Below are 18,188 nucleotides of genomic sequence, written 5' to 3'. Positions count from 1 at the left end.
AAACGCAAAAAGCAGAAAAATAAATTTTCTGCTTTTTAATATATCGGTTAAAAACCTTTTAATTACTTAACAACCTCTAATAATTCTACTTCAAAAACTAATGTAGAGAAAGGTTTGATTTTTGGTCCTTGTTGTCTGAAACCGTAAGCTAAATCCTGTGGAATGTAGAATTTATATTTAGAACCTACAGACATTAACTGTAAACCTTCTGTCCATCCTGGAATTACCTGTCCCACTCCAAACTGAGTTGGCTCTCCACGATCTACAGAGCTATCGAAAACAGTTCCGTCGATTAATGTACCGTGGTAGTGAACTTTTACTCTTGAAGTTGCTGTTGGCTTCTCTCCTGTTCCTTCTTTAATAACTTCGTATTGTAAACCGCTATCGGTTACTTTTACGCCATCTTTAGCTTTATTTTCTTCTAAGAATTTTTCACCTTCTGCCTTGTTTTCAGCGAATTTCTCCTCAGCCTGCTTTTTCATATCCTCCTCTTGCTTCTTTCTGGCTTCAGCTTGTTTCTTTTGGAAATATTTACTTAAAACCATTTGCACTTGCTCTTCTGCAATTAATACATCAGAAGAATCAGATGCATTCATAAACCCTTGCATAAAGATTTCTCTATCAACTTCTGAAGCATTCGCATTAATGTTACGGGCTACATCCATCCCTATCGCATAACTTACAGAATCTATTTCTGTTTTCAACGCTTTATTAGGAACGCCTCCATTTTGATTACAAGACACCATTGCTAATCCAGCTGCCGCAACACCTAAACATTTAATTAATTTCATTATATTATTTTTTATTAGTTTAAAAATTCGAAGGCTAAAGTAACAAATTTAATATCAGATAGCAGATAGATTTTTGCTATTTTTTAACGAAACAAACGTAAAAATTACCCTTTTTAAAAGACCTCAAACACTTTTAAAATACTTTTAAGCCCTAAAAAAATGGTAATCGCCAGAATGACGATTCCTAAAACATTTTGCTTTAAACTATTCTTATAAATTCCTAATACCGAAGTTCGGTTCATTACCCAAATCAAAAAGCCAGCAACCACAGGCAATAATATCCCATTTGCTACCTGAGCAAATTTGATGATTTCGATAGATTTAATTCCTAATGAAGAAGAAGCAATTCCAAAAATTAAAATAAACCCCCAGATGCTTCTGAAACGTATTGATTTTAAATTACTAGTCCATCCTAAACAACCACACGCCACATAAGCCGCCGCTAAAGGCGCTGTAATGGCACTGGTGATTCCAGCAGCAAACAATCCAATAGCCAAAAAGTATTTTGAATAAGCTCCAAATAAAGGCTCTAAACCTTTAGCCAAATCGGCTGCACTATTAATATCTTCAGTTTGTATAGCGGCTGAAGACACGATGACGCTCATAGACACCAATCCACCAAGGATTACCGCTACTATGGTATCTTTTCTGGCATATTTCAAATCGCTTTTATCATGCCATTTTTCTTTAACCAACGAGGCATGTAAAAACAAATTATAAGGTACAACGGTAGTCCCAATTAAACCTATAATGGTAAAAATGCTATCCTGTGGATACGTTGGCACAAAAGCACCCTTTACAATATTAATAAAATTAGGTTTAGTTAAAATTGCTGTAATGAAGAACGCCAGACTCATTAAAATAACCAAAGCTACTAACACGCGTTCAATAACTTTATAATTTCCGATGTATAATAATACAAAAGCTAAAAGGCCTATAATTACACTAAACATGTTGAACGAAAACCAACCTGTTTGAATGTTTTGATCACCAAAAATAGCTTCAAGACCTAAAACGCCTCCACTAATATTTCCCGCTTCATAGGCTGTATTACCAACCACAATAGCCGATAATATTAAAAAGACCGCTAAACCTTTAAATACAGGTGATTTTATTTCCGCCCGAATGGTCTGCGCTAACCCCTTCTGAGTAATAATTCCCAATCTTGAGGACATCTCCTGAAGTACTATGGTGGCAATAACCGATAGAGCCATCGCCCAAAGTAAGGCATACCCAAATTTTACACCTGCCAAAGTACACATCGTTACCGTACCCGGACCAATAAAAGCCGCTGCAACCAATGGTCCTGGACCTATATTTTTAAACCAATTTTTAATCATGAAAGCTATTTAAAAGGATTACTGCTTCCATAAGTTATTAACACGATATAACGGGTCGGTAGCCTGTAATAATTTATTTTTTAGCACAGGACTAAAATTAGGATTGTCCGCTAAAAACTGTTGCAAAACCTGATAAGCTTCAGGCGAAGTGTATTCTCCTATCGAAGCCACTAGCCAGGCTTTAGGAAAGAAAATATCTCCTGTCAACTGTATTTCTTCCAGTAAATCTAAACACAACCTTAAATGCTTTTGCCCCGATGCCTGACGTAACGGATGGTGAATACAATCTAAAGCATCTAACACCCAGGATTCTTTTTCACGATTTTCAGGTTTAGCCAGCGATTTCATAAAGGCATCTCTTACTTTCACATCGTTAGATAATGCAGGAAGAATAAATTCGAAATTCTTTTTTCTATCGGCATTAGTAATTTGCTCGTGCGCTATTTTTAAAATCTCATCGGCTTTCTCATGTTTATAAATGGCTAATGCCGAAGCAATACCTGTATAATCGTTTTCATTTAAATACACATTATCTAAAGTGATTGTTTTATTCCATACCTCATATAAAAAGTCTTTTCCAGACCCAGAATACGCGACACTTTTATACAAATTGAAAACCGTTTTCTTAATACTCGGATCTAAATGTTCCTTTAAACGTTCCTGCAAAAATTCTTCCAAAGGAGGAAGCATTGCATGACGTTCTTCTTCTGTAAAGTATTTCCAGAAAATACTTTTTATCTCTCCGGAAACTAAGTTGATGATTAAATCTTCATTTTCAACTTTAAATCCATTAAGTAATTGATTGAATGCGTCTATAGCTGAAATTTTTCCGCTTAACATATTTTCATATAAATTAATGTAAGCAAAACCTCGAGCCACATCATCTTTTATATCATAAATATGATGATTTTTAATATCGACAGGAAAAACACCGTACCCTAAACCATTGTAATTATAAACAATAGCTTCTGGCTTAGGCATACCTTCAAGCGTGCTTAAAGAAATTTGTTTAGCATTTAAATTTACTGATTCTAAATGTACAGAATCTTTATACACTAACCCAATATTGAACGCCTGAGTCCAGATGTTATCTGTTCCGTCTTCGGCATGTTGAGAAATTTCAAAACGTTCGATTCTCCCCGCCGAATCATAAATAATGTCATCTAAGATTACCGGACGCCCAGATTTTGTTACCCAAACTTCGCTCCATTGCTTTAAATCTATTGGGGTTTCGTTGTCTAGTAACTCTACCAAATCGTTCCAGGTCGCATTGTCGTTAGCATATGTTTTTATATAATTACGCATCCCTCGACGGAAAGGTTCTTCTCCCATAATCACTTCCAACTGACGCATCATAATAGGTGCCTTATGATAAATGATATTTCCGTAAAGCGTTCCTGCATTTTTTAAATTCCCCAGATTCTGACGAATAGGTGTTGCCCCTTGCGTTCGGTCTTCGCTATATGCCGACGGATAATGTGATGTTAAAAATTTTAAATCGTGATTAATATTCGGAAACGATCCATTAACCGTTTTATCGGCCATAAAATTGGCAAACACTTCTTTTAACCAAACATCGTCGAACCATTTCATGGTAACTAAATCGCCAAACCACATATGTGCTGTTTCATGAGCTATTAGTCGTGCACGATTTAATAAGCGTTCCTGAGTTGTTGTTCCATCTAAAAATAAAGATGATTCTTTATATTGAATGGCTCCAACATGCTCCATGCCTCCATACTGAAACCCAGGAATGGTTGCATAATCCATTTTTTGAAATGGAAACGGATATTGCGTATACTCCTCTAAAAAATTTACAGCCTTTTGATGATGTTCAAAAATAGCATCGATACTGGCTTCAATTTTTGCTGAATCGTTTTCACGATACAACAAGGTCATTTCCATATTTTCAGGTTTTTGAGATGTTTCATTAAACACACCTGCAACAAATGAAAATAAATATGTACTCATTTTATCGGTCAATCCGTAAACGTGTTTCGTATAATCATTTACTGTTTCTTCAGACACTAACGGTCCACCACATAACACCTTCCAGGTTGAAGGCGCAGTAATTTCTAAATTGTAATTTGCCTTTAAATCCGGTTGATCAAAACACGGAAATAAGGTACTTGCACGGTCCGGCACTAAAAGCGTGTATAAATAATCGTCATTTCTGTTAAGCGACACTTCACCGGCATCGAAGGAAACAATTACTTCATTGTTTCCTTTAGCTAAATACTTCTTCGGAATTATTAAGTGTTCTCTTTCATGTAAAACCTCAATTGATTTTCCATTCACTGAAACCGATTTTAAATGCGATTTATCCTCATTAAAATCTAAATACAAAGGATACTCCAAATCGTTAACCTGAAGCGATAAATGAAGTTGAGAAGCAATCGCCTTTTCTCTTTCTAACGGAATGTTGAAAGACAGATTGTAAACTACATCTGAAACCTGCTTTTTTCTGTAGGTTGCAAGTTCAGATGAAATACCTTCGACTAATAAATAATTTTCTTCCTTTGGTTTTTTATTACATGATACTACACAGGTAAGCAAAAAAACAAAAAACAAATTCCTCATGAATATAATTTAGTATGATATATTAAAAAACAACCCCGTGGTTTTATCACGAGGTTGTTACTTATTTTTTTGACCTCAATATCAAAAATCGGTTTTTACAACTACAATTTTGACTATCGAGTAAAAATAAACTTTTTTTTATTTTGATTAAGCCTCTTTAGCTGCTAAATAACGTTCTGCATCTAAAGCTGCCATACAACCGGTTCCGGCTGCTGTAATCGCCTGACGGTATACGTGATCGGCAGCGTCTCCACTTACAAATACTCCCGGCACATTGGTTTTAGCTGTTCCCGGTGTATTAATAATATAACCCGTTTCATCTAAGCTGATATAATCTTTAAAGATATCGGTGTTTGGTTTATGTCCGATTGCCACGAAGAATCCTGTTGCTGGAATTTCGTGTTTTTCGTTAGTTTTATTGTTGTGTACACGAACTGCAGTTACTACCTGTCCGTCACCAATAACTTCATCGGTTTCTGTATTGAAAAGAATGTCAATATTTGGAGTGTTAGCTACACGCTCTGCCATGATTTTAGAGGCTCTAAACTCATCGCGTCTTACTAACATGGTTACTTTTTTACATAGTTTTGATAAGTAGTGAGCCTCTTCACAAGCTGAATCTCCAGCACCTACAATCACTACTTCCTGATTTCTGTAGAAGAATCCGTCACATACAGCACATGCCGATACACCTCCACCTAACTTCAAGTATTTTTGTTCAGATTCTAAGCCTAAATATTTTGCTGAAGCTCCGGTTGAAATGATTACCGTATCACAGTGAATTTCCTTCTCATCATTCACCCAAACTTTGTGAACATCACCTGAAAAATCAACCTTAGTAATCCATCCGTCTCGGATATCAGCTTCAAAACGTTGCGCCTGAGCCTGTAACTCCATCATCATTTCAGGTCCTGTAATACCTTGTGGATATCCTGGAAAGTTCTCCACTTCGTTCGTGGTTGTTAACTGGCCTCCTGGCTGTGTTCCCTGGTATAATACCGGACTCATATTAGCACGTGCTGCATAAATCGCTGCGGTGTAACCTGCAGGTCCTGACCCGATAATTAAGCACTTTACTCTTTCTATTGTATCTGACATAATCTTTTTTCTAATTTGATAATTTAATTAAAACCAACCTTGTGTGATCTCTGCTTCAACGTGTTTATTTCCGTTGTGAACGAATTCATTTTTAGCAGCGTTATAGGTATAATCATTTTCCCAAGTCGCAAAATTTTTGGCTACCTGCTCAATCGCATCACAAACAAATTCAACTTCGGCATTGGTCATGGTTGGGTGAACCGACATACGAACCCATCCCGGGCGCTCAATCATACAACCTTCTAAAATTTTCAACTCAATAGACTTAGAAGTCGGTTGGTCTACATTTAATAAATAGTGACCATAAGTTCCAGCACAAGAACACCCCCCTCTGGTTTGTACACCAAAACGATCATTCAATAATTTAACCACTAAATTATAGTGTGCATGCTCGATATAGAATGAAATAACCCCTAAACGATCGGTGTGGTTCGGTGCTAAAATGGTTAAGTTTTTAATCGCTGATAATCTTTTGAAAATGATATCATTTAATTCATGCTCACGATCTAAGATATTTTGCACTCCCATTTTTTCTTTCAACTGAATAGATAAAGCTATTCTGATTGCCTGTAAGAAACCAGGAGTACCACCGTCTTCACGTGTTTCGATATCGTCTACATAATCGTGGTCTCCCCAAGGGTTTGTATAACTAACAGTTCCTCCTCCAGGGTTATCAGGCACTAAATTTTTGTATAATTTTTTATTAAAAATTAACACCCCTGAAGTACCAGGACCTCCCAAAAATTTGTGAGGAGAGAATGTTATAGCATCTAAATACTCTTCTTCATCTTCCGGGTGCATATTAATCTCTACATAAGGTGCAGAACAGGCGAAATCCACAAAACATAACCCGTTATTCTGATGCATGATTTTTGCTACCTTGTGATAAGGCGTTCTAATACCTGTTACGTTAGAACATCCTGTAATTGCAGCAATTTTAATTGGTGTTTCGCTATATTCCTGAACCAATTTTTCTAAAGCGTCTAAGCAAGGCAAACCGTTTTCATCAGCAGGAATAACAATCACTTTTGCTATAGTCTCCAGCCAAGATGTTTGGTTTGAGTGATGCTCCATGTGCGACACGAAAATGATTGGTCGCTTTTCATCTGGAATAGTTGTATGATCTTTTAAATTCTCGTTTACCTTAATTCCTAAGATACGTTGAAATTTATTGATGGCTCCAGTCATACCAGAACCTTCAGTAATTAATACATCATCTTTAGAGGCATTAACGTGTTTCTTGATAATCTCTCTGGCATCGTGATAAGCGTGTGTCATCACACTACCGGTGATAGAGGTTTCTGTATGCGTATTAGCAACATAAGGACCTATTTCATTTAATAACTTTTCTTCAATAGGTCTGTATAAACGCCCGCTGGCAGTCCAGTCGGCGTAAATGATTTTTTTCTTACCGTAAGGAGAAACAAAGTACTGATCTACCCCAACAACATTATTTCGAAATTGCTCGAAATATTTCTCTAATTCTGTTTCGGTTTTAGGTTGTGATTTAAAAAATCTTTTTAGTGCATTCATGCGTGAAAATTTAATAAGAGAAGCCTCCATAAAGAAGGCTTTCAATTATATATCTAAAGTTTTAAATAAGTCAATTAATTTACTGCTCGATGGTCTAGGTGCGTTAGCATCAACCACAATTCCAGCAGGATCGATAAGAATAAAACGAGGAATACCTGATACCATATAAGCTCTGGCAAAATCGTTATCCTCCTTGGCGAAAAGCTGAATTCCAGACAATTCTTTATCTTTTACCATGCGTCTCCATGTTTCATAAGCGCTATTTCTATCTAACGAAATACTCACGAAGGCAATATTCTTATTATGATACTCCTTTTCAACAGCTTTTAAATACGGGATCTCCTGTTTACATGGTCCGCACCACGTAGCCCAAAGGTCGATATATACATACTTGCCTTTTAAATCATCAAGAGACATGTTTCCTCCTGTATAATTCTCGTAGTCCACAAATTTTGGAGACTCCTGTCCTTTTAATGAAGAAACAGCCATCTTTTCATTAAACATACGGCTAAGATCCTGCTTAATTCGCTCTATTTCTGTCTCCTGACCATTAACAAACGTTGAATCTAGGTGAGCAACAGATTTTAAAAGATCTTTAAACGCTTTATCGTTAGCCTCTAGCTTCGCATTAAAAGCAGTTTCATCTAAAGTAAACAGTTCATTAAAATCAATTAACTGTTCTTTTAAAAGCCCTTTTTTCGCTAAGAAATTATTCGCTTCTGATCCTTCTCCTTCGTAAGTGATTGATTCATCAAAGGATTTGGTATCTGCTTTAATGTTAAGATCGTAACCATTTTGTAAATATACAATGGCACGCTCCTTTCCATCGTAAAGCAAATAGTTTCCATCTTCAACTTTTAAGGTATCTGAAAACGTACCGTCAGGATTTACTTTAATGGTTTTAATAATGCTTCGTTGTGCAACGCATAACGAATCTGAATTCGGATTCGTTATGGTGCCTGAAAGCGTTACATAATCTTTTGGTTCCTTTTTACAAGCAACAAGTGCCAGTGCAAAAGTTAAGGTATAGATTACTTTTTTCATGTTTGGTGTTTTAGATTACCTATTTACCAAATTTTGAAATCCCTTCGTTTAACCAAGATTTGTACTCGGCAACATCAGGTGTATATCCAACAGGATCGATTAAGCTGTTTTCCTCATGATCCATAATTACATAAAACGGCTGAGAATTTGCTTTATATCTGCTTGCCTGTAAGTCGCTCCATTTATCACCGAAGTCTTTCATAAACTTACCTGGACGAGAAACATACTCCACCTTCATATCTTCTGGAAGTTCTTTTTTATCGTCTACATAAAGTGATATTAGAACAACATCGTTCTTTAAAATCTCTAAGATTTCTGATTTTACCCAAACATTATTTTCCATTTTTCTACAGTTTACACAAGTGTAACCTGTAAAATCGATCATGACTGGTTTCCCTACTTTTTTAGCATAAGCTAAACCTGTTTCATAATCGTGGAATGCCATAATATTATGTGGTGCCATTAAATGCGCTCCTTCTGGTAACGCTTCATGACTATCGGCAGTAGCAACACCTCCACCTGCATTCTTATAACCTACACCGTAAGGTGATTCACTATAATTTGGCGGCGGTGGAAATGCACTAATTAAGTTTAATGGTGCTCCCCAAAGACCAGGAATCATATAAATGGTAAAGGTTAACGTGATAAGACCTAAACCTAAACGCCCTACCGAAATATGTGATAATGGTGAATCGTGTGGTAATTGAATTTTTCCGAATAAGTAGAATGCCAAAGCTCCGAAAACCGCAATCCATATGGCAATAAATACTTCACGCTCTAAAATATGCCATTGCATAATATAATCGGCATTCGACAAGAATTTAAATGCTAAAGCCAATTCTAAGAATCCTAAAACTACTTTTACTGTATTTAACCATCCTCCAGATTTTGGTAATGAGTTTAACCATCCTGGAAAGGCTGCAAATAATGCAAATGGTAAAGCAATAGCTAAAGAGAACCCTAACATTCCAACGATAGGTGCAATACCTCCTTTTGAAGCGGCTTCAACCAATAAGGTTCCAACAATAGGACCTGTACATGAAAATGACACAATGGCTAAAGCTAAAGCCATAAAGAAGATTCCAACTAAACCACCACGGTCTGCCTGAGAATCTACTTTGTTAGCCCAAGAGTTTGGTAACATGATTTCGAAAGCTCCTAAGAATGATACAGCAAATACCACTAAAAGCACAAAGAATATAATATTAAACCAAGGGTTAGCTGCTAACGCATTCAATGCATCGGCACCAAAAATACCGGTTACAGCTGTACCTAATAACACATAAATTACAATAATACAAATACCATAAATAATTGCATTTTTAATTCCTACCGCTTTGTTTTTACTTTGCTTGGTAAAGAAACTTACCGTCATTGGAATCATTGGGAATACACATGGTGTTAATAATGCTGCAAACCCAGATAAAAAAGCAAGAATAAAAATAGTAAACAAGCCTCTTTTAGAGTCTGATTTATCAGAACCTTCTACCGATTCTTTAACAACTGTATCATGAGTGCTGGCAGCAGCTACTTCATGAGAAGCTTCAGGAGTTTCCGTTACATGAGTTTCTTCTGACGCTGTAACATTTGCAGCTGTTTCATTTCCTGAAGCAGCAACTGAAACTTTAGGTAAATTAAATGTTAATTCAACTTCAGAAGGAGGTAAACATCTGCTGTCGTCACATACCATAAACTCCACAAAACCGTTTACTGTAGCTGCGCCTTCTTTTACCTGAATACGTTGTTTGAATGTAGCTTTATTTTCGAAATACTTAATTTCCATTTCGAAAACAGGATCCTGAATCGTGTGTCCTTCTTCCTCGGTTGTATTACCTACAATGGTGAAATTACCTTCGCTATCGTCGTAGATAAATGATGTTGCAATTGGTCCGTCGGCCGGAACATTTTGCGAATATAAATGCCAACCTTTTTCGATGGTTGCTTTAGATACTAAATTGAATTCTGTATCTGAAACTTTTTCTACTGATGTTGACCATTTTACTGGCTCTAATATTTGCGCAAACGCAGCTGTAGATAATACTAAAGCTGCGCATGCTAAAAGAAACTTCTTCATTTTAAATTTTCAAAAAATTATTTTACGTTGAATACTAAGTCTACTTCTGTAGGAGGTAAACATCTGCTATCATCACAAACCATGAATTCAACAGTACCTTTTACTTCAAACGGGGCTTTTCCTTTTAATTTAATACGTTGTTTAAAATCTGCTTTCTTCTCGAAATATGTGATCTCCATTTCGAAAATTGGGTCCTGAATAGTGTGCCCTTCTCCTTCAACAGTATTTCCTTTTTTAAGGTAATTTGCGTTTCCTTCGTAAGCAAAACTAGTTGGAATTGGTCCGTCTTGCGGAACATTTTGAGAATATAAGTGCCATCCTGCATCGATTGTAGCTGTCGCCACTAATTCGTATTCTGTAGCTGATATTTTATTTACTGAAGTGCTCCATTTTACCGGCTCTAATATCTGTGCTTGCCCTACAAATGCTGCCAATAAAGCAAAAAATAAAAATACTTTTTTCATGTGTATTAATTGTTAAGAATTAGTTTTATTGTTTTGGTTTAAATATGATTTCGTATGACTTACCACCTTTAAGAATTTGCTTAGCCATTTTTTGAATGTCTTTTGCTGTCATGTTTTTAACGATGTCTACAAAATTCTTAGGATCGTTAATATTTTCATTATATCTGAAATATCTGGTAAGCATAGCCATGTCGTAACCATTGTTATCTTTTGCCTGCTCGTTTTCTTTCAGGTAGTTTGTTCTTGTTTTGTTTAAGTCTTCTTCATTAATTGTGCCATTTGCAATTTTTTGCAATTCGTTTTTCACAATATCAACCAAACGGTCTGCCATATCCGGGTTACAATCAAAGCTAAAGCTCACGTAAGCAGCAGATTGAGGTTCTCTTGAAAAACTTGCTCCTGCTCTTGGGCTATAGGCTCCCCCTTCAGATTCTCTTACGGTTTCTGTAACACGTAATTGCAACATATCTCCTAAAACACTTGTATAAACAGCATTTTTCTTAACATAAGGCATTTCCTTTTTGTAAACCACATTTACACTTGCTTTAGGATCTTCCATAGCAATGTAAATATCTTTATCGATAGTATTAGCAACCCACTCTACTGAATTATCTTTATAACTCTCTTTTGTATTGTGTGTAGGTAAGCTGGCAATATATTTTTCTAAAAGCGGTTTTAATTGCTCTTCTTTTACATCACCTACTATAAAGAACTCGAAATCTGAAGCATCAGCAAATCTATCGGCGTAAATAGCTTTAATTCTATCGAACGATACTTCGTCTATATATTTCTGGTCAAAAATACGCTTTTTTGGGTTATTTTTTCCGTAAAGGGCATAAGTAAGACTGTCTTTCATTTTCTCACCTATATCTTTACCTCTTCTTAATAAGTAGTTATCAAGATTACTTTCTAAAACTTTGTAAGCATTCTCATCGAAACGAGGTTTAACAAAGTACACGTGCACTAACTGCAACATGGTTTCTACATCTTTGGTATTTGAACTACCTGAAACAGATTCAGAAATATCACCAAGTCCAACTTTAACATTAGCTGTTTTTCCTGCAAGCACCTTTTTTAAATCGGTTGCATTGAAATCACCTAATCCAGACATACTTACCATACCTGTTACAAAGTTAGCTGAAACTAAATCGGCATCGCTTAATAAAGACTCTCCACCGTAGCTAACAGCATTTAACGATACGATATCCTTTTGTTTATCAACAAACTTGTAGTGAACCTTTACGCCATTGCTTAAAACAAAGGTGGTTGCTCCAACTTTATCTTCATGAGATATTTTACTAATTGACCCAGGAACAATATTTAAATCTGAAACCAAAGTTTTTCCTTCTAAAGCCTCTGTATATGCTTCAATAGTATTATCGTTTTCTACAGATGCAATAATTTGTCTTACTTCGGTTTCTGTAATATTATCTTGACCTTCAACACCCGTAACATTTACAAAACGGTTATGCTTTGCATAAAGTCTTTTAATCGTGTTATGCACATCTTCTGCCGTAATTTTAGCAAATAACTGTTTTGCTATTTCGTATTCTTTCTCAACATCAGAAATGGTTGAGTTAGACAAATAGTTGCTTTGAATAGCACTTTCTATACTTTTATGACCTTTATCGTCTTTCTTAGCAATTTGGTTCTGGTAAGAGTTATCGAAAATGGTAATAGCACGGTCTATTTCAGATTGCGTATAACCAAACTTCACAGCTCTAACAACTTCAGTCAACACTTCTTTTAAAGCTTCCTTTTGCTGATTTGGCTTAGGGTAAATACTCATACTAAAAACCTTAGACGTTCTAGACAGACCACTATAACCTACTCTACCAGATAAAAATGTAGCTTCCGGCTTTTGTGACACTTCTCTAATTCTTGAAGAAAGCGCACTAATGGCCATACTTTCTAATAAAGATTGTTTTAAATCGGCAACGGTTTCATCTGCCAAAGACTTTTTATGACGAATACCGAATGAAATAGACGCTGAAGATACCTCTGGATCCATACCAAAGCTAAACATCATATCTTCATTGTCTGGAATATCTACCGTATAACGCTCTTTAGGATTTTCTACTGCAGGAATCTTTGAGAATCTGTCGATTATTTTTTGTTCAATTTCAGCAACATCTATATCTCCAATAACAGCGATCGCCTGTAAATCTGTTCTATACCAATCATGATAAAAATCGCGTAAGGCTTTGTATTCAAAACCTTCTACAACCGACATTAAGCCAATCGGCATTCTATCTGCGTATTTGGCATGGTTGTAAGTAATAGGCATTGAAACCTCATATAAACGCATTTGCCCATTTTGACGCGTACGCCATTCTTCTTTAATTACACCACGCTCATTATCAATTTCCTCATCGGTAAGTAATAAATAATTAGACCAATCTTGTAAAACAGTTAAAGAAGTATCTACTAAACCATCTTTAGTTGGAATATTGCTTAAGTTATAAACCGTTTCGTCAAACGATGTGTAAGCGTTAATGTCTTTTCCAAAAACAGCACCGTGTTTTTGTAATGTATTTAAAATACCTTTTCCTGGAAAGTGTTCGGTTCCGTTAAACGCCATATGCTCTAAGAAGTGAGCCAAACCGCGTTGGTTTTCGTTTTCTAAAATGGAACCTACATTTTGAATGATATAGTAGCTCGCTGCGTCTTTAACAACATCGGTACTTTTTATATAATAAGTCATACCATTAGGTAAAACTCCTTTTTTTATACTTTGATCTACTGGTAAGGGCTGACTTAAATCTTGTGCGGTTACACAAAAAACAGATGCTACTACTAGAACATACGATAAAACTGTCTTCATTTAATTTTGTGTTTACAATTGGTTAATTATTATTTGTTTAATAAAAGTTCAACATTTATTATAGTTTTTCTCATTTTTAACCTTTTATTAAAAATAAAGAAACTTACTACGAACATTTCCCTTACAATTTTAAACCAGCCAAAACTAAAACTTTGAATATAATTTAAGATTAGTTTTAAGAAAGTTTTAATAAAAGAGGGCCGTATTAAACAGCCCTCTTTACCTTTCCTTCAATTTGTTTAAACGACTAACTCAAACAAAATTAAATATGAAAAATAAATGCCATCTTAGTTAACATCTACATTAATAAAGACGCAGAAATTCATAAGGGTGTTGTTAATCTTTTGTTAATTTTAAAAATCTCTTCTTCAACAACTTAGCAATTTTGGATAAAATTTTCCAAAACGCTCTCATTTTCAACTTATAATTATCTTTTTAATCCTAACGACTAACACTTGTATGACGCATTTTTTTTATGTTACCCTTATTAAGAATATGTTAAATTTTATTTTTTTAAGATTATTGGTGACTTTTTTAAAGATTTTTCAGCGAGAAAGAGAATTTATTTTTAAATAGCTAATGAACTTAATAATTAAAAAAAGGGCAACTCTAAAATGAGTTACCCTTTTTTGAAAGAGTGACTAACAAAACTTATCTCTCTCGATAAGCTATACTTTTAATTTTACCAAAACCGGTATAAGTTGCTTCTAACTCTATTTGTTTATTAACCTCGGGCACATAATATAATCGCATCGCTCCGTTTGAACCATCTTGCTCAGAAGGGTCATAACTGCAAACAATTAATTTTTTATCCATACCAGCATAAACAGGATTCCACCAACTTAAAAATGGTTCAAATTTTATTAATGTTATTTCTTCACTTCCCAAATCTTCCATCAGTTTGGTTTGTTTAGTGAAAATATCATATTGATACAGCTTACTACCTACAGCGTAGAATAAATACCCATAATTTGGACTAATAGCGTAAGTCGTTGCCTTGTCAAAATCGGTCGCTTCAATTTCGCTGTAATGTTTTTGCTGCCCACTCCAACTTATAAACTGAGCAACATAAGACTTACTAGTTGCCGGGTCTTTTAACAAAGCAAATATGTTACTATAATAAAAATCACCGCCAAATGTATTATTTACCATATACAATATATCCTTGCCTGTTGTATAATCGAACAACCTTGACTCCGGAGCAGGATTAGGCATAACCGAAGAAACACCGAATTGCGAATTTCTAACAAAACGTTTATTGGTATTATCGTAAAACATAGCATAACCTCCATAAGTTAACTCCATGCACGAGATAGGAGACGCCTCAAAAGGTTCATTGTCTATATAATTTACTTTTACACCATAAAATTTACCAAGCGCATTGTAATAATGATAGAGATCTCCTCCAACATTTGCATATCCCCAATTAAATAATGTCCCCATTACTTTATCGGCCCTTAAATCTGTTGGTTGCGAGGTAACAAATTCACTCGATAAATTATAAATTGACTTCCACTCAAAGGTGTCCGGTTCTAATTTTATCGTTCCATTTCCTGAAGTAGATACGTAAATACCATAAAAGTTGGGTTTATAAGGGTAGGTGTAAACAAAATCGGCTGTACCAGATAATTCTATACCAGAACCTTCCAACACATTATAAATAGGATTAAATTCTCCCCCTACTTTAGACACCATATCTAATCTTGCTCCATTATTGGTATCACTTAACAATAACCATCCTTCTGAAAAACCAGTTACTACCTTTAGTTTAAATTTTTTATGAACCTCTAATTCGGTTGTTAAGTCCTTTACTGTATAATAAAGTTCGTATTCACCTGGTGTTAATGTTACTCTTTCCAACAAATCTCTTTCGGTAGACAACTCAAAAACCTTATCTCCCCCAATAACATTTAAAGTTTGGATGGCTTCCCACTTATAAGAATATTTTCCCTGTTCATTCTCATCTAAAGTAAAACTGAGTTCTGGAACAATATTAAAATAATCCAACTGAAGCACTTCATAATTGTCTGGCAATCCGTCAATACTAACCTCATTAATTTCTATATAATCATAGTTTCCTTCATCTTCCATACAAGCGGAAAACATCAAAACCATTACTAAAACAATAGCGTGTTTAAATTTTATATAATTTGACATATTCTTTAATTTTAAGTTATAAATAAGCAGCATAAGGCCCTAAAGTCATAGGCGTTCCGTCATCTTCCAACACCGGTGTACCACGTAATTCCTGAATTGTTAAATACTGTTTAAAGACCGATGCTGATGCACGAAATGTTAAATCGGTTTGCGGATTAACTTTATTCCAATCCGGAACAGGCACTTCTAAAACCTCAGCCCACAGATAAAGTTTTTTCTCTGAATAATCGCCTAAATACGCTGTTGGCCAGTATTGAGGTTGCGTTAAAATATCTGAAACCGCAATTTCAAATTCAGTATAACTCACCAAACGATCTCCGTTAAGCACCTTGTTGGTTTCAAGTAAATTATTATTGAAATTTTCATTCTCTTCTAATTTCAATTTTAATGATAACTCCTGCTCTTTCATATCATCTGTTCTAAGCAGAGTTACCGGCAAATAACCATTAATACTGTCTGCCTTAATCACCACTTTGTCTGGTAATGTAAAATGTACACCTTCCTGAGCTGTAGAACTACTTACAACAGAAACACTTACTTCTCTATCAAAATACTTAACTGAACCCTGTACTTTGATTGGAATTTCGTAGGTTAACTGCTTTACTTCCGGAAGTTCATAAGCAAAAGTTATTGAAGTGCTATCTATATAATCTGGATTAAGAACCAACGGGTTAAGACTTTCTACAGCCCATTTATAATAAATAACATCCTTCCCTTCAAAACCCATAATTTCGTCATTTCCACATGAAAGAAATGTTAGTACTACAGATAATGATACTGTAATTATTTTTATAATATTTTTCATATTCTGAAGTTTTATTAATTAGCGATAATCTGTTTCTGACAATGGCAGAGGCACGACGTATTGTGCTGCAGTCATATCAATTTCTGATGACGTCGTTCCACTTTGAATTGAAGACATATTCTTTCTTTTATAGTAAAAGAACAATTGTCCCTCTCCTATAAATTCCTTTCTGTATTCTTTAAATATTTCATTTTGCAAGTCAACACCAGGAATTAATTGCGTACCGTCACCTAAACCTCTTTCTTCTCTAACCGTGTTTAAATAATCTAAAGCCGTTTGCTCATCTTCCGCCGTTTCAGCCGCGATATAGTACATTTCACTCATGCGAATCAGGGGTTGCATAAACCTTGAGGTTTTATCTTTATCTTCTATATCTGCAAACTTGAAGAAGGTTTCATAGTCTTTTGATGCTTCATTAGAAATAAACCATGAATACGAAAAACGATAGTCCTGATTGTAATTTTCAAAAACTTCACCTAAACGATCTCTTAAAGGTGCCAAAATATTATCATACTCAAGACTCGCATCAAAATAACGCGTTTGGCGATTGTAAAGTTCTGTATTGTCTAATGCAAAAAGAACTTCTGTTGAGAAAATACGATCAATATCGGCCCCTCCAGAAACAATTTCTTCATCAACTACCCATGGAAAAAACTCTGTAGCTTCGTCTATTACAGCGTTAGCCGCAACAAAAGCAGCCTGATTATTTTCGGCATATAAGTTAACTCGTGCCTGCAAGGCTTTAACTGCGAAATAGTTTAAACGTAAATTTCTGAATCTAAAAAAGTTAGCACTAAAGTCACTGCCAGCACTTCTCATAGAACCGTTAACTCTTACAGGATCTTCGACCAATAATGTTTCTGCTGAATCTAAATCGGCTAAAATCCTTGATATAACCTGCTCTGCAGTTAACATTTCTGCCATTTGCGCTTTAGATTCTGTGTAATACGGAATGGCATCGTCCTGAGCATTTGTACTATAAACAGGCCCGAATAATCGTAACAAATCGAAATGCAACATCGCTCTTAAAGCATAAGCTTCACCAGCCACAATACTCTTTCTTTCTGCACTCAAAACATCTGGGTATAACTCTAATCCCAGTAGTAAGTTATTAACATTTAAAATACTCGTGTATAAGTTAGTCCAAATGGCATCAAACTTACCTTGTACGCCGCCATCAGTATAACTATAACTGGCATAAGGGTATTTTGTATGTCTGGAGTCGATATTATATTGTTGCGCCATAATCTCAATGGTATTCATGGTTAAATCGCCACCATAACCGTTTTCTGAAACTATTTTGGCATACACACCATTTAAAGCAGTATAAAACCCTTCTTCGGTACTGAACAATTGTTCCTCAAGGAACTTATCTTCCGGCTGTACATCGAGGTAATCGTCACAAGACAAAAAACCTATACACAACCAAAGACATAAAATATGTTTTATATATGTTTTCATTTTCTTTTATATTTTTT

The 18,188-nt window shown here is 35.3% G+C and carries 12 protein-coding genes; all 12 read right to left on the bottom strand.

What is annotated here, in order from left to right:
- Positions 1 to 62 precede the first annotated feature (62 nt).
- The gene (locus R1X58_RS09120; protein ID WP_240575305.1) at positions 63 to 791 is read right to left on the bottom strand and encodes an FKBP-type peptidyl-prolyl cis-trans isomerase; all 729 of its coding nucleotides are present in this window, start codon (positions 789 to 791) and stop codon (positions 63 to 65) included.
- A 113-nt stretch (positions 792 to 904) separates the two neighbouring features.
- Positions 905 to 2,131, bottom strand: coding sequence for an Nramp family divalent metal transporter (locus tag R1X58_RS09115; protein ID WP_240575304.1), 1,227 nt, complete (start codon positions 2,129 to 2,131; stop codon positions 905 to 907).
- 18 nt (positions 2,132 to 2,149) lie between these two features.
- The gene (locus tag R1X58_RS09110; RefSeq protein ID WP_240575302.1) at positions 2,150 to 4,711 is read right to left on the bottom strand and encodes a M1 family metallopeptidase; all 2,562 of its coding nucleotides are present in this window, start codon (positions 4,709 to 4,711) and stop codon (positions 2,150 to 2,152) included.
- A 147-nt stretch (positions 4,712 to 4,858) separates the two neighbouring features.
- Positions 4,859 to 5,809, bottom strand: coding sequence for a thioredoxin-disulfide reductase (trxB, locus tag R1X58_RS09105; protein ID WP_317292968.1), 951 nt, complete (start codon positions 5,807 to 5,809; stop codon positions 4,859 to 4,861).
- A gap of 27 nt (positions 5,810 to 5,836) precedes the next feature.
- Entirely contained in the window at positions 5,837 to 7,342 is a 1,506-nt protein-coding gene (locus tag R1X58_RS09100) for an aminotransferase class V-fold PLP-dependent enzyme (protein WP_240573474.1), read from the bottom strand.
- 45 nt (positions 7,343 to 7,387) lie between these two features.
- Positions 7,388 to 8,386 carry a TlpA family protein disulfide reductase gene (locus R1X58_RS09095; protein WP_240573475.1) on the bottom strand — a complete coding sequence of 333 codons (999 nt, stop codon included), beginning with the start codon at positions 8,384 to 8,386 and terminating at the stop codon, positions 7,388 to 7,390.
- A gap of 19 nt (positions 8,387 to 8,405) precedes the next feature.
- Positions 8,406 to 10,460 carry a protein-disulfide reductase DsbD family protein gene (locus R1X58_RS09090; protein ID WP_240573477.1) on the bottom strand — a complete coding sequence of 685 codons (2,055 nt, stop codon included), beginning with the start codon at positions 10,458 to 10,460 and terminating at the stop codon, positions 8,406 to 8,408.
- Positions 10,461 to 10,477: 17 nt separating this feature from the next.
- Positions 10,478 to 10,924 carry a protein-disulfide reductase DsbD domain-containing protein gene (locus R1X58_RS09085; protein WP_240573479.1) on the bottom strand — a complete coding sequence of 149 codons (447 nt, stop codon included), beginning with the start codon at positions 10,922 to 10,924 and terminating at the stop codon, positions 10,478 to 10,480.
- A gap of 25 nt (positions 10,925 to 10,949) precedes the next feature.
- The gene (locus tag R1X58_RS09080) at positions 10,950 to 13,748 is read right to left on the bottom strand and encodes a M16 family metallopeptidase (RefSeq protein WP_240573480.1); all 2,799 of its coding nucleotides are present in this window, start codon (positions 13,746 to 13,748) and stop codon (positions 10,950 to 10,952) included.
- A 651-nt stretch (positions 13,749 to 14,399) separates the two neighbouring features.
- A complete protein-coding gene (locus R1X58_RS09075) occupies positions 14,400 to 15,905 on the bottom strand; it encodes a PKD-like family lipoprotein (protein WP_240573498.1) in 1,506 nt (501 codons plus the stop codon).
- Between the two features lie 16 nt (positions 15,906 to 15,921).
- Positions 15,922 to 16,710 carry a DUF4843 domain-containing protein gene (locus R1X58_RS09070; RefSeq protein ID WP_240573499.1) on the bottom strand — a complete coding sequence of 263 codons (789 nt, stop codon included), beginning with the start codon at positions 16,708 to 16,710 and terminating at the stop codon, positions 15,922 to 15,924.
- An 18-nt stretch (positions 16,711 to 16,728) separates the two neighbouring features.
- Positions 16,729 to 18,171 (bottom strand): RagB/SusD family nutrient uptake outer membrane protein, encoded by a 1,443-nt coding sequence (locus R1X58_RS09065; protein ID WP_240573500.1) that lies wholly within the window; start codon positions 18,169 to 18,171, stop codon positions 16,729 to 16,731.
- Positions 18,172 to 18,188: the final 17 nt, after the last annotated feature.

Origin of the sequence: Aestuariibaculum lutulentum (assembly GCF_032926325.1) — a bacterium.
Classification (GTDB): Bacteria; Bacteroidota; Bacteroidia; order Flavobacteriales; family Flavobacteriaceae; genus Aestuariibaculum; species Aestuariibaculum lutulentum.
This window is presented reverse-complemented; position numbering and strand designations above follow the sequence as displayed.

Coding starts and splice junctions, on each gene's coding strand:
- R1X58_RS09115 (WP_240575304.1), bottom strand. CDS start 2,131: ATGATTAAAAATTGGTTTAAAAATATAGGTCCAGGACCATTGGTTGCA.
- R1X58_RS09070 (WP_240573499.1), bottom strand. CDS start 16,710: ATGAAAAATATTATAAAAATAATTACAGTATCATTATCTGTAGTACTA.
- R1X58_RS09110 (WP_240575302.1), bottom strand. CDS start 4,711: ATGAGGAATTTGTTTTTTGTTTTTTTGCTTACCTGTGTAGTATCATGT.
- R1X58_RS09075 (WP_240573498.1), bottom strand. CDS start 15,905: ATGTCAAATTATATAAAATTTAAACACGCTATTGTTTTAGTAATGGTT.
- R1X58_RS09065 (WP_240573500.1), bottom strand. CDS start 18,171: ATGAAAACATATATAAAACATATTTTATGTCTTTGGTTGTGTATAGGT.
- R1X58_RS09085 (WP_240573479.1), bottom strand. CDS start 10,924: ATGAAAAAAGTATTTTTATTTTTTGCTTTATTGGCAGCATTTGTAGGG.
- R1X58_RS09120 (WP_240575305.1), bottom strand. CDS start 791: ATGAAATTAATTAAATGTTTAGGTGTTGCGGCAGCTGGATTAGCAATG.
- R1X58_RS09100 (WP_240573474.1), bottom strand. CDS start 7,342: ATGAATGCACTAAAAAGATTTTTTAAATCACAACCTAAAACCGAAACA.
- R1X58_RS09090 (WP_240573477.1), bottom strand. CDS start 10,460: ATGAAGAAGTTTCTTTTAGCATGCGCAGCTTTAGTATTATCTACAGCT.
- R1X58_RS09095 (WP_240573475.1), bottom strand. CDS start 8,386: ATGAAAAAAGTAATCTATACCTTAACTTTTGCACTGGCACTTGTTGCT.
- trxB (WP_317292968.1), bottom strand. CDS start 5,809: ATGTCAGATACAATAGAAAGAGTAAAGTGCTTAATTATCGGGTCAGGA.
- R1X58_RS09080 (WP_240573480.1), bottom strand. CDS start 13,748: ATGAAGACAGTTTTATCGTATGTTCTAGTAGTAGCATCTGTTTTTTGT.